This is a genomic window from Streptomyces sp. 4F14 (assembly GCF_048159485.1).
Taxonomy (GTDB): domain Bacteria; phylum Actinomycetota; class Actinomycetes; order Streptomycetales; family Streptomycetaceae; genus Streptomyces.
The window spans coordinates 1-300 of the sequence record NZ_JBLRVY010000465.1; the positions used below are offsets into that span (position 1 = coordinate 1).

A 300-nucleotide genomic window follows, 5' to 3' on the forward strand; every position below is an offset into this window, starting at 1 on the left:
GCATCACGACGATCGCGTCCTCCAACGGCTTCACCGACGAGGCCGGATAGTTGTTCAGGACGATGCCGTAGACGAGTTCACGCCCCTCGGCGTCCGTGACGTACCCGGACAGGGCCGACGCCCCCGTCAACGACCCGGTCTTCGCACGGGCGTTGAGCGCGGCAGGCGTCCCGCACATCCGTGACCGCAACGTGCCCCCGACGAAGCGGTCCGGGTCGCAGGCGACGGGCAGCGACCGGTACCAGTCGGCGTACCAGGGCTCGGCGCGCACGGCGAGGAGGAGTCGGACGAGCTGTGCGG

At 70.3% G+C, this 300-nt stretch carries 1 protein-coding gene; it reads right to left on the minus strand.

Going from position 1 to position 300, the window contains the following annotated elements; translation table 11 throughout:
- Positions 1–300 (minus strand): D-alanyl-D-alanine carboxypeptidase (locus tag ACLZOT_RS51615; protein WP_416976191.1); only part of this gene is annotated, 300 nt, incomplete at both ends.